General features: G+C 38.6%; 9 protein-coding genes. 2 read left to right on the forward strand and 7 right to left on the reverse strand.

Features of this window, described 5'->3' with window-relative positions:
* Positions 1–86 precede the first annotated feature (86 nt).
* The 7 genes from ACFSTH_RS03105 to ACFSTH_RS03135 all read right to left on the reverse strand — a co-directional run bounded on the left by ACFSTH_RS03105 (position 87) and on the right by ACFSTH_RS03135 (position 9,825).
* Positions 87–1,484, reverse strand: a complete 1,398-nt coding sequence (locus ACFSTH_RS03105) for an alpha-L-fucosidase (protein ID WP_377769666.1) — start codon at positions 1,482–1,484, stop codon at positions 87–89.
* Between the two features lie 46 nt (positions 1,485–1,530).
* Complete coding sequence (locus ACFSTH_RS03110; protein WP_377769665.1) at positions 1,531–2,409, reverse strand: carbohydrate ABC transporter permease; 879 nt, start codon at positions 2,407–2,409, stop codon at positions 1,531–1,533.
* A 13-nt stretch (positions 2,410–2,422) separates the two neighbouring features.
* Positions 2,423–3,319 carry an ABC transporter permease gene (locus ACFSTH_RS03115; RefSeq protein ID WP_377769813.1) on the reverse strand — a complete coding sequence of 299 codons (897 nt, stop codon included), beginning with the start codon at positions 3,317–3,319 and terminating at the stop codon, positions 2,423–2,425.
* Between the two features lie 57 nt (positions 3,320–3,376).
* A complete protein-coding gene (locus ACFSTH_RS03120; protein ID WP_377769664.1) occupies positions 3,377–4,996 on the reverse strand; it encodes an extracellular solute-binding protein in 1,620 nt (539 codons plus the stop codon).
* A 675-nt stretch (positions 4,997–5,671) separates the two neighbouring features.
* Positions 5,672–8,500: a chondroitinase family polysaccharide lyase gene (locus ACFSTH_RS03125; protein WP_377769663.1), complete on the reverse strand. Its 2,829-nt coding sequence runs from the start codon at positions 8,498–8,500 to the stop codon at positions 5,672–5,674.
* The gene (locus ACFSTH_RS03130) at positions 8,497–8,904 is read right to left on the reverse strand and encodes a chondroitinase family protein (protein WP_377769662.1); all 408 of its coding nucleotides are present in this window, start codon (positions 8,902–8,904) and stop codon (positions 8,497–8,499) included. The genes ACFSTH_RS03125 and ACFSTH_RS03130 overlap by 4 nt, the downstream gene beginning before the upstream one ends.
* A 288-nt stretch (positions 8,905–9,192) precedes the next feature.
* A complete protein-coding gene (locus ACFSTH_RS03135; protein ID WP_377769661.1) occupies positions 9,193–9,825 on the reverse strand; it encodes a spore coat protein in 633 nt (210 codons plus the stop codon).
* Positions 9,826–9,994: 169 nt separating this feature from the next.
* Between ACFSTH_RS03135 and ACFSTH_RS03140 the strand changes: the two genes are divergently transcribed.
* Positions 9,995–10,330 (forward strand): DUF2512 family protein, encoded by a 336-nt coding sequence (locus tag ACFSTH_RS03140; RefSeq protein WP_377769660.1) that lies wholly within the window; start codon positions 9,995–9,997, stop codon positions 10,328–10,330.
* 155 nt (positions 10,331–10,485) lie between these two features.
* On the forward strand, positions 10,486–12,258 hold the full coding sequence (locus ACFSTH_RS03145) for a glycoside hydrolase family 35 protein (RefSeq protein ID WP_377769659.1): 1,773 nt from the start codon (positions 10,486–10,488) through the stop codon (positions 12,256–12,258).
* Positions 12,259–12,696: the final 438 nt, after the last annotated feature.

Genomic DNA, 12,696 nt, shown 5'->3' on the forward strand with positions numbered 1-12,696 from the left:
ATGGAACAATTGACCAGACACGAGGTATCTGGTCGCGAATGCGCTTTCTTTACTGTTAACTGATCTTATTATCTCCGTAAAATAAATTACCTCATTCGAAACACATGCGCGATTGGCGCTTGAACAGATGATTCATTTTTCGGTATTTGAATGACGATGCCACTTTCTGTCGGGCGGTATTCCAGATTCTCTTGTCCACCAAGCAGATCAATACATTCGAAAGATTGCGTTATCGGAAGATGAACTTCTGTCTGTACTGTTTCATTATCGTCTGCATACAAGTAGAAGCCATAAATGGTATCACCTTTTCTAGTAAAATAGCAATTGTCTCCAGAATATGGTTCGCAAATACGTGTACCATAGATTCCTTCTCCATGAACATTCAACCATTCACCTAGAGCCTTGATCCGAGCTATTGCAGTTTTGGGTAGCCTCCCATCAGGCTGTGGTCCAACATTTAGTGCTAAATTCCCACCTTTGGCTACAACTTCAATCAATAAATGAATCAACTGGCGAATCGGCTTATAATCATGCTCATTTTCATAGCGGAATGACCAGCCCGCTCCCATCGTAATACAACTTTCCCACGGAACGTCCATTGCAACATCGGGCACTGTTTGTTCGGGAGTTATCACATTCTCATATACTCCACCAACACCACGATCGGCTGTTAAAAGCCACGGCTGTGTTTCCCGTGCTTTCTCAACAACTTCCCCCAGTCTAATGTCTTCCCCTCTGCTTGGTCTCACCCAGCCCCCATCGAGCCAAAGCAAATCAATCCGACCATAGTTCGTCATTAGTTCCATAATCTGCTCATGGGTGAACTGTACGAATTGTTCCCATAGTTCTGGATGTTCCTTAGCATCGTAGGATGCTGCACGTGACGTCACATTTCCCTGTTTCAATTCTGGTGCCCAGTAGGTTGGTGTATGCCAATCAGCCTTTGAGAAATAAGTGGAGATTCCTAATCCTTTTGCGCGGAAGGCATCGAAAAGTTGCTTGCAAACATCAGCATATTTATGCGTACGGAATGGACTTTCGGGACCTGTAATGCGATAATCTGTCGTATTGGTATCCCACATACAAAATCCATCATGATGCTTAGTCGTAAAATTCAAATATTTAAATCCGTTTTCCGCAGCCAACTCCGCCCATAGTTCGGGCTGAAAACGAACTGGATTAAACGTTTTATTTAATGCAAAATACTGTTGCTTAAATTCTTCCGCGTCTACATCCCAATCAATATTAGCACGCGACCAAGATGCGTCACCATCGCTAAGCGGCCATGAAGATATGATACCAAGCTGAGAATAGGGAGCCCAATGCATCATCAGACCTAATTTCTGATCTTTGAACCATTCGAGACGCTCAAGCAGAAGCGGATCTTCAGGCTTAACCCATTGTTCTGCTTTACTAAAGCTATGAACACCCCGCCTCACAATTTGTGCGTGATCTTGTTTTTTTACACTATTTTCCTGACTCATTTTATACCCTCCAATGATATATTACTAGTTTTAGATTAAATGAGTACTATCCTTTGACCGCTCCAATTAATGCCCCTTTGACAAAATATTTCTGGAGAAACGGATAGACAAGAAGAATAGGTACGGTCGCTACGATAATCGTTGCATATTTAATCGTTTCGCTAACGATAGTAGATTGACCAACGTCTAAACCTGCCGTCATCGCACTAGTATCATTCTGAATTAGAATCTCACGAAGGATCAGTTGTAACGGATACTGCGACCGATCGTTAAGAAATATCATCGCATTAAACCATGAATTCCAATGACTAACACCATAATATAACGTCATAACCGCAATCACCGGAAGCGATAATGGAAGAATAATACGAGTGAGAATAACAATATCGTTCGCTCCATCGATCCGCGCAGATTCTTCCAAACTAACAGGAATCGCTGCGAACGAAGTTCTCATAATCATTAGGTTAAACGTGCTGATCGCAGTCGGAAGAACCAAAGCCCATAACGTATTATTTAATCCCACACCTTTTACAATTAAATAAAACGGAATTAATCCCCCACTAAAGAACATTGTGAACACGATAAATAATGTAATTTGTCTTCTATATTTTATTTGTGGACGTGACAATCCATAAGCACCAAGTGAAGTTAGTACCAAATTGAACCCCAAACCAAGCACCACATAAGTAATCGTATTAATATATCCTGTTAAAATCATCGGGTTCTCGAACACTTTCTTATACGCCAAAAATGTAAAACCAAGAGGCTTCCATAACGGCCCACTATGGGATAGTATTTCACTAGGTTCGCTGACCGACGCCAGAAATACGTAGAGAAGTGGATAGATAGTGACTACCATCAATGCTGCTAACACAATATAATTTATCGAATCGAAAAGGACGCCACTTAATGTACGCTTCTCCATAACATTTCTCCTTTCACCATAAACTAGTGTCATTCAGCTTGCGGCTTAATGTATTGGCAAGAATAACTAAGATGAAATTAATGACGGAATTAAACAAACCGACCGCTGCACTAAGACTATAGTTGAATTCTTGCAAACCTATCCGGTATACATAAGAAGAAATCACATCAGCCGTCTCATAGGTAATCGGCGAGTAGAGCAATATGATTTTTTCAAAACCAACGCTAAGCATTTGACCTAAATTTAATATAAGCATAACTACTATTGTAGGTAGAATACCTGGTATTGTAATATGAATCATCTGACGAAAACGATTCGCTCCATCCATTTTGGCAGCTTCATACTGCTCCATATCGATCCCTGACAAAGCAGCTAAATAAATAATCGTCCCCCAGCCAATTTGCTGATAAATGCCAGACGATACAAAGATAGTACGGAACATTTCCGGCTGTAACAGCAAACTCTCTCCAAGATTTCTACCAGTTATCCATTCATAAATTAACGTAATAATGCCATCAGAACTAGTAAAATCTTTCAAAATTCCAGCTATGACAACAAGCGAGATAAAGTGTGGCATATACGTAACCGTTTGCACCAATCGCCTAAAAATAGCGGATCTTAATTCATTAAGTAACAGTGCCATTATGATAGGCGCGGGAAATCCGAAGATGAGTTCATAGGAACTAATTAAGATCGTATTTTTCAAAATACGCCAAAAATAAATTCCATTAAAAAAGTCAGCAAAATGAGTAAAACCGTTCCAAGGACTACCTACAATTCCAAGTGCGGGGCTAAAATCCTTAAAAGCGATGATTGCACCGTACATGGGACCATAGTGAAAAATGATATAATATAACAGGACAGGGGCAATCATGAAGTAAATGTATTTATTCGTTCTCAATTCTTTCATAAAACCTTGCAATCCATACACCCCTTTCTCTAGCTTTTCTCAGATGAATTCTTTGTTTTACCTCTCTAGATAACGCTCATACGCGCTTTGGTAAATAGCAATAACCTTCTCCACTCCGATAGTGTTTAGTTGCTGTCGGTATTTCTCAAAATTGTCCAACGATTCTTTGCCCATGATGAATTTTACAAACATTTCTTCCTTATAGCTGTTTAAATCCGTTAATATTTTGGCTACTTGAGCACTTTCTTCCACTGTTGGGGTAATAAATCTTGGCAGTATGTGCTTCTCTGCTTCTGTATTCGACCAGACTTTGGCTGCGTCATCCTGTTGTTTGTAGGTGTTAGTATTTCGATTCACATCAGTAAGGTATGGACCGTTTTGCTTCGAGTATTGGGACAATATCTGTTGCACGTTAAATTGCTCATTGTTTACTATTAAATCTGTAAATTTTGGTGTCCCATTATCCAGCTCGTAACTTTCGCCTTCAATTCCATAATTGAAAAGCATATTTCCTTTCTCACTAAATGCATAATCAAGCCAACGTGCTGCTATTTCCACATTTTTGGATGACGCTGCAATCGCTGCTGAATTGGAAGGATTATATTCAAAATCACGCTGCCCGATAAATGCCTTCTCTCCTTTATTCAACACTGGATAAGGCACTCCCACCACTTCATAATTGAGGTCTTTATCCTTCATTGTATCGAGCCAGCGTCCCATTCCACCTCCAATTAAACCAACGGTAGCGCCAGAAATACCAGAAGTTATTTTGTTATCAAGGGTTTTCCCATCAGCGTCCGGAATAGAAAAATCTTTATCGATAAGCCCTTCTTCATACCATTTACGAAGTAACGTCAGTGCTTCTTTGAACTGCGGATCATAGGGACCATACCGTACTTTCCCTTCATCATCCAGATAAAAACCGTTAGAAGTTCGATACGCTCCGATGAAAACATCAGCGATATCCCACTTGCCACCAGCATACTTTGCGGTAAACGGTGATATGGCATTTTTCTTTTCTTTGAAAGCTTTGAGCATTTCATACCATTCATCTATCGTCTCGGGAACTGGCAAACCTAATTCATCCAACCAATCTTTACGTACGACAGGTCCCTGATATACCAACTGTGAAACTGACTCCCGCAACATAGGAAATACGTAGTATTGCCCACTATCAGTCTTCAACTGTCTAGCCACTTCCGGGTTAGCTTCCATAATTCTTTTCAAATTTGGCGCATATTGATCGATAATATCATTCAAAGGTAAAATAACTTTATCTTTAATTGCTTTCTCTGGTCCCCCTGGATATGCTGTCCACGTATATTCAATAACATCTGGCAACTCATTCGATGCGACCATCAAGTTGAACTTTTCTGATGTTTGCCCGACTGGTGGATGCGTATAAGTTACCTTGACACCAGTCTGCTTCTCAAGTTCTTTTCCAAAGCTGGTATCCGCCATGTTCTGAATATTAACCGACAGCAAATTGTTGTTGAGAGGTTGCCAAGAAGTAAGCGTAACACCTGCTTCGAGTGGGTAACTTGTTGTTACCGGAGCTTGATTCTTCTCGGGAGTCGAAGGTGTCTTCTCCTCGGGAGCAGAGGTACAAGCTGCCGTGAGCATTGCCATACTTAACAAAATGCTTATTGCCGAATAGAGCTTCTTTTTTTTCGCCATGTTAGTTTCACCTTTCTGTTCCACATATTATGATACGCTTTCATTATCAGGTATTTTTAACTTCTATGTACACTAACAAAACATAAACTCTACTTATAAAAGTGAGAAAAGGCACTATTAATTCGTAGATTATCATTACATTATTGGTTTCACAGACATCCTTCATCATTCTTGCATCCTTCTACACTTTACTTAGGCAACAAAGGGAGGGCTGTCTAATAAATCCTAAACGAAATGAAACTTCTTTTGCACCATTTCCTCAAGTTCCCACTAGAGTAAATGGCGATTTTGCTTGATACAATCTTCAAAAAGCTAAATTTATACGTTTTCTCATACAAAACCTACGTTTCTAGCTACTTCGCATGTTCGTTTATACGTTTTCTCATACAAAACCTACGTTTCTAGCTACTTCGCATGTTCGTTTATACGTTTTCTCATACAAAACCTACGTTTCTAGCTACTTCGCATGTTCGTTTATACGTTTTCTCGTACAAAGCCTACGTTTCTAGCCACTTCGCATGTTCGTTTATACGTTTTCTCGTACAAAGCATACGTTTCTAGCCACTTCGCATGAAATACGATGCTCTTCTAGATAAGAGCGTGGTAAGATAACCCAAAGAGCTGCCAGTGGTCAGTTTTTACTGACTTTCTAGGCAGCTCCTTCTTAAAAAATTATTACTGGGCAGTTACATCTTGCGTCACCAAGTCAACATCAAAGTTTTTTGCATCGACAGCATCAAATGCCAATGTTGTAGTATCGGTAGCTAAATCATAACTAACAAGTGTTACACCGTCAGGCGCTTCATCTGAAAATATCCAATTGCCATTTAGTTTAGCCAATACCGTCTTATGTTGACTTGGCGTCTTTAATTGTTCCAACGTTAAATTGCCAAGCTTTGTTGATTTCGGCAGTCGAAGGTCAGGATCGGAGAGGCTAAGTACGATATGACTATCAGATTTATTTTTTTCTATTACCAACACCGGAGTATCCACACTTTTCAATACACCATACGTCAGCGGAATAGTCGGATCGAACAAAGCATACCCAATAACGTTATTCGTATTTTGTTTAACAACATGCGCCTTATTATCTTTCCTTAGTACCTCATAGTCCGTGGTTAACGCCGCCGTTGCCACTTGCTCAGCCGTTTTTTGAGGCAGAATAACATATTCATAACTTCCGTTGGTTGGCGCTGTACCATGATCAAGCCATGCTGTCGTATAATTCCCTTCTGTCTCTGCGTTATTTGCTCTGTTTTCATAAGAATGCTGAACTCCTCTTTCAACTCGGAGACCATTAGCATTCGGAATAATATAGCCGTTCCCATACGGGTCTACCATCCATACTTTGGAATTCGTTGTCGTAGTACTACTATAAGGGAATGTATTGATTGCATGAATAGAATTATTATAAAATGGCATAATAGTGCCGTTCATATTTGATTGAAACAAAGTTGTTTCTGTCCGATTTACGATGTCTTTGTTTACAATGTTAGATCCTAAAGCAATAATTTCGTCTCCAAAATAAAACCACGACTTATTCGCCCGAAAAGTTTTATCAAAGGCTGTATCATGCATTCTCATGCTAAATACGCCATACTGCCCCTCACTGCTCACACCTCCAGTGAATGTTTCGTCCGAATAAGAACGATGCTTGGAGTTTTTCAGTTGTAGCAGCGGAATATGCTTCGTTGTAGTCCCTGGCCAGCGATTGAAATCCCAACCTTCAGAAATATCTAGGCCATTACTTTTGTAACCGCCCGGCACCAAAATCTCCGTATTTCCATAACTGATATAACGACCAAACACATTGTTATTACCGCCTTGTTCGTAGTCCCAATTGTATTGATTAAATCCTTTTGTAGTAACTAACCAATTATTTTTGCGAAATAATGCCACTGCACCGTAATTTAAACTTTTGAAGCCAGCGGCAGGGCTTTGTGCCAATATCCCTTCTTGAGTAAACTGGTCAGCTGCGGCTTGTGAAATCTGCAGTTCTCCAAGCGTTGCTTTATAATAAATCGAGTTTTCCACACTAGTATCAAATTGAGCAGCAAAGATTGGATTACTCGGATCCCAAAGATCTAGAAAAGCTGATTTAAGCTCCTCATCTCCACTTAACGCGTTCAGTGCGTAGGAAATATACTGTGTCTGTAATGTAGAATTTCCTTGCGGAAAACGACCGGACAAACTATGCGATATCTCGTATTTATTTCCTAAGGAACGCTGCATAAGTAAAAACTGCTTGATGTTCTCTGTTGTTGTTGATTCCAACTGAAAGCTAGTTCCATTGATCAGATATCGAATCAAAGAACCAACAAATAATGCATCTGGAACGTAAGAATTCATATAAAGACCTTCATGGTGGTAGCCCGTATAGCCTGGTTTAAGCGTTTCGAGACGTCCAGAGTAAACAGCCAACTCCTTATCGACAAAATCAAGGAAACTCTTCATATAACGGACCTTCTCTGGCGAATGATCCATTATAAGAATGTACAGCAAATTGTACATCGTTACTGTTCTCATCTCATCGGTGTTAACCAAATCTAAGCTATTGATGTCTCTAGGCTGAAAATCCAGTGCATCGCCAAATTTACTGAACCAACGTAAAGTAGCCATTTCTCTATCGAATTTGTTGGCAGCCTTTAGTTCATCCCTCATTAAGTAGATACCGTAAGCATAACCAGACATCCTTAACTTAATGGAGGCTTGACTGCCCATACCACTACCATCCGCCCAGCCCTGATCATGAAAATGATCTAGAAGATCAAAGAATTTTTGTTTACTTTGCTCATTTCCATTAAGTTTATAATCATGGACCAAAGCCATCCAAATCTTCTCAAATTTACTGTGCGACAGTCCATCATACGGACTCTTGGTGGCACTCGTTTCTTCATCAACAAAAATACCAGGACCATGTACTATGCCATTTTCGTCTCTAGTAATGTGAAGTGCATCATATTCAGCAATACGAGTTGGCAAAATGGACAGCAAAGCATTATAACGAGTTTTGACAGGGCTTTCAGGCAAATTTTCAAAGTCCAAATTATCACCATAGATATAAGCATCCAAGCGATTCATAATCGTGTTAAATTCTTGTTTTTGCTGCATCGTTATTTGCGTTTCTTCTGGTAATGAAGTCTGTTTCATAGATGCACGGTACGTCTGACTATGTTTATCATTACTTATATAAGGAGCCTGGTTATCAGCCGAATACGTATGATGAATGAGACCAGTTAGTTGAAAATGATCGATAAAGACGTTGGCGGTTGATGGTGATGATGGCGCAACAATCTCCATCGTAGTCGGAATGGCATTACCTGTGTAAGCCGGATTTTTCGCCTCATTATTTAATTTGATCCAAATAGTTCTCCAGCCAGTAAAATTCAAATGGAATTTGAACGTATACCGCGGGATATCCTCCGCCAGTTCCGCTACAGTTCCTAGGTTGAACGTTAAATATTTATCAGCCATCGGCTGTTCATTATACACCCATACTTTCATCCCCCTTTATTGCCCATAGCTTCAGCAATGTTCGGAAGGTTGGTTGATTGTAATTTACTACCATTTGACCATGTCCACATCAATGAATTAGAGCCAGTTTTTGCATGAAGATTAGAAAGCGACACGGAACCGCCCCCTATAGCAGACCATTCTTGAGGAACATTAGTTCCCTCGAAAGATTCAGGCTGAACTTCCGTCGCCGCACTCAAGGTGCTTACAGGAATCAATAAGGAACAGATTAAGGACATTACAAGTAATATAGTTAGCCTTTTGGATTTGATCAACACAATTCCTCCTTCTCTTATCTTCCTTTTATAAATTAACTGAATAATCGTTGCTGTGAAACGTCTTAGAAATCTATAAAAGGTTGTTTTCCTTTCTTCTCTTTGATCACCTCTCTTCAAATAATATGTGTTCTCCTTTAGTTGAAAATTAGAAATAATTACTGATTCTCCACGAAATGTTAGCGCTTTAATTATGTTACGACACCTTGCTATTTAGCAAGTGGTATTTTCAAAACAACGATTACAAAAAGTGAAATATCAAACAACATGAGATAAAATAATAAATCCAAACTGTAATCGAGAGCATTACCAACGATTTGTAAACGTATTCATAAATACAATTAAGGGCAACCTAAAAACTCAGTAAAACTGAAACTGAATTTCTAAGCTGCCTCTTTATTATGACAACTAATGAATATTTTGCCCAGCTGACATACCTGCAGCAATATTTGCGGCAGGGGCATACGATTGAACCATATGCTGCATATCAGCTACAGTCAATTGTGGTACTTGATAGTAAGCTTTTTTGTTTTGATACATAAACAATTCGTACGACATTTCGATAAAGTTTTGTACTTGTGCAGCCAGCACTCTTCTCACAACAGGATTAGTCGTTTCTAGTGCAGCTTTTGTTAATAATCCCGCGTGCGATTTAATAAGCCCTTGCATACTATCGGTAATACCTGCATCATTTATTTCGGATATAGATTGAATAGGCATTTTAGGTTGTCCAGGTTGTAGACCATATACAGGTTGTAGTACATCATCAATTAAATAAGTCGTTGTTTTTTGAGTTGGCTCTTGTCCTGACTTAAAACAATCAACAGTAATGTTATATTGCATAGCCATAAATTGATATTGCTTATCCATCAACTTCATTAGTTCTTGATCTTGCACATGTTGTTTGAACATCATATATTGATCCAATACGCTAATGGCACAACTCAATACTTCATGTACATCAAAAAGTTCATGTCCACCATGATTCATCGGTGGCGAAACAGATTTACTTTGTGAACTTGTTACATTTTGTTGTTGCATGTTTAACACTCCTTTTATTTTCTAACACAATGAAATTATTATGACTTAAAAACATTTTTAATATACAAAATTTTAAAATAGGATAGAAAAAATAAAAAAATACATACTAAAAATACATACTACTAGATACTAGTTTAAGTTAACTAAAAATCAAAAGGAGCAATCGTTCATGATAAAATTTTTATTAAAATGGCTTGTTAATGTAGCGGTAATAATTACAACACTCATCTATTACTTAAATATGTCTTTTTTAAATGCATTTATTACAGCTACAGTTATTACAATAATTTCTTATGTAATTGGCGACCAAATAATACTGAGAGTTACAAATAATGTTGTTGCGGCACTACTGGATGCAGTTTTATGTTTCATTATTTTATTTACTGCTTCCTTCATTCTTCAGTGGCATTTATCGCTATTAACTGCTATATATATATCGTTACTTATCGGAGTTGTTGAATGGTTACTACATCGTTACATTTTTAATAATAAAATAACACTCTAACTTCTATCTTGCCGATCATTGCATTCCATCAACATTTGGTCAAATAAACGAACTGTTTTACAATTGTCCTCATACTCGGTTTTTCCTATGATTAATGTATTGAAATATAAACTAAGTTAATCATTAATTAAGCAGAAATTTACGAGGTGATGATAATGGCAACGTTTCACTATGAAGGAGAACAGTTTTTGTTAGATAATGAGCCGATTACGATTATTTCTGGAGCAATTCACTATTTTCGAGTAGTCCCACAATATTGGCGGGACCGATTATTGAAGTTGAAAGCCGGAGGTTTCAATACAGTAGAAACGTATGTACCGTGGAACTTGCACGAGCCACAAGAAGGTAAATTTAATTTTGAAGGCATAGCAGACTTAGAACAATTTATTAAAACGGCGGAAGAAGTAGGATTACATGTAATCGTCCGACCAAGCCCCTATATATGTGCGGAATGGGAATTTGGCGGATTACCAGCTTGGCTGCTTGCCGATTCCGATATGGTATTACGTTGCTTTTATCAACCATTTTTGGACAAAGTAGATGCTTATTTCGACGAGTTGTTACCACGATTGGAACCGTTGCTTTGTACAAATGGCGGACCGATTATTGCGATGCAAATTGAAAATGAATACGGTAGCTACGGTAATGACAAACAGTATTTAAACTATGTGAAAGATAGTATGATAAAACGCGGCGTAGATGTATTATTATTTACTTCCGATGGACCAGATCACCATATGTTACAAGGCGGTATGATCGATGGCATATTGGAGACGGTAAATCTAGGATCACGTGCAGAACAAGGCTTTGCCCAACTCGCTTTATACCAGCAAAATAAACCAAAAATGGTCATGGAGTTTTGGAATGGCTGGTTTGATCATTGGCGAGAAGAGCATCATACACGAGAAGCTGACGACGTAGCAGCAGAATTAGATATTATTTTCAAGTTAAATGGATCTGTTAATTTTTATATGTTTCACGGTGGCACGAACTTTGGCTTTTATAACGGTGCGAACAACCCGAAATATTCGCCAACAGTAACTAGCTATGACTACGATGCTCCATTAAATGAATGTGGTGAACCAACGGAAAAATTTTATGCTGTGCGAGATGTCATTAATAAATACTTTCCGTTAGAGCCGTTAGTTTTACCAGAGCCTATTGCCAAAAAAGCGTATGGAACGGTAACATTACAAGAAAGTGCGCCTTTATTTTCTATTCTTGATCAAATCGGCACAAAAACGACGGCAGCTTATCCTTTGACAATGGAGAAATTAGGACAAGATTACGGTTTTACGTTCTATCAAACATTTGTACCAGCGCCACGTGATACTTATCCGCTCGAAATACAAGAAGTTCGTGATCGAGCAACCGTCTATTTAGATGAGGAATATATAGGAGTCATTGAACGAGATGTAGAAGACGAGCCAAAAATTACTTTTGACACACCAGCACCAGGTGCAACATTAAGTTTACTCGTTGAAAATATGGGTAGAACAAATTACGGTCCACTTTTACGCGATTGCAAAGGTATTACCGAAGGAGTAAGGCTTGGTAACCAGTTTTTATATGGCTGGGATATGTACACCTTGCCGCTCGATAACGTTACGAATATTCCTTTCCAACAAACGATGGACGATACTAACATTATAGGAGTGGACAATACTAAGCGCCCTACTTTCTATCGAGGTTCTTTGCATATAGCTGATGCAGAACCAGCAGACACTTTCCTCAAGCTAGAAGGGTGGACAAAAGGCGTCATTTTCATCAATGGTTTTAATCTAGGCAGATATTGGAGCGAAGGACCACAAAAAACGTACTATATTCCTGCTCCACTATTACGCAGTGGGACGAACGAAATCGTTATTTTTGAAATACATGAAACTACAGCAGCAACGATTACTTTCGTTGATCAAGCAGAACTATAAATCATTGCACGTTTTAAAGTAGCTATCTATATTTTCTAGATAGCTACTTTTTCATGTTTGTGCACGTTCTAATTTGCATCAAACTTAGTTTTACTCAGAAGCATACTTCATCCCGAACAATCTTTTTTGAAATGTGATACTAAAAAATATTGTCATTCGATTTTACAAAAGTTTGTAAGTTTTTTCGTATAAAGATGAATTCCGATCAGCACAATTGCGGTAGTTTGTTTGTTTTATCGTATAAAATCCTTACGTTCAACCTATTATCGATGTTACTTTATATGATTTTTCATATAAACTTGATCTCCTCCGGTCAAGTCCTTTTTTATGTGTAAATTCCCTTTAGATATGATCTGCCGGACTTATGACTTGGGTTCGGCTTTCTTCTTCTCTTTTTTCCACGTCCAATATAGGTCCATATCGATGTATCTCCTCTGT

The organism is Paenibacillus yanchengensis, assembly GCF_042684845.1.
Classification (GTDB): domain Bacteria; phylum Bacillota; class Bacilli; order Paenibacillales; family Paenibacillaceae; genus Pristimantibacillus; species Pristimantibacillus yanchengensis.

Bases quoted from the DNA above. Each gene is read 5' to 3' on its own strand.
- ACFSTH_RS03145 (WP_377769659.1), top strand. From the start codon at position 10,486: ATGGCAACGTTTCACTATGAAGGAGAACAGTTTTTGTTAGATAATGAG.
- ACFSTH_RS03115 (WP_377769813.1), bottom strand. From the start codon at position 3,319: ATGAAAGAATTGAGAACGAATAAATACATTTACTTCATGATTGCCCCT.
- ACFSTH_RS03140 (WP_377769660.1), top strand. From the start codon at position 9,995: ATGATAAAATTTTTATTAAAATGGCTTGTTAATGTAGCGGTAATAATT.
- ACFSTH_RS03135 (WP_377769661.1), bottom strand. From the start codon at position 9,825: ATGCAACAACAAAATGTAACAAGTTCACAAAGTAAATCTGTTTCGCCA.
- ACFSTH_RS03125 (WP_377769663.1), bottom strand. From the start codon at position 8,500: ATGAAAGTATGGGTGTATAATGAACAGCCGATGGCTGATAAATATTTA.
- ACFSTH_RS03110 (WP_377769665.1), bottom strand. From the start codon at position 2,409: ATGGAGAAGCGTACATTAAGTGGCGTCCTTTTCGATTCGATAAATTAT.
- ACFSTH_RS03120 (WP_377769664.1), bottom strand. From the start codon at position 4,996: ATGGCGAAAAAAAAGAAGCTCTATTCGGCAATAAGCATTTTGTTAAGT.
- ACFSTH_RS03105 (WP_377769666.1), bottom strand. From the start codon at position 1,484: ATGAGTCAGGAAAATAGTGTAAAAAAACAAGATCACGCACAAATTGTG.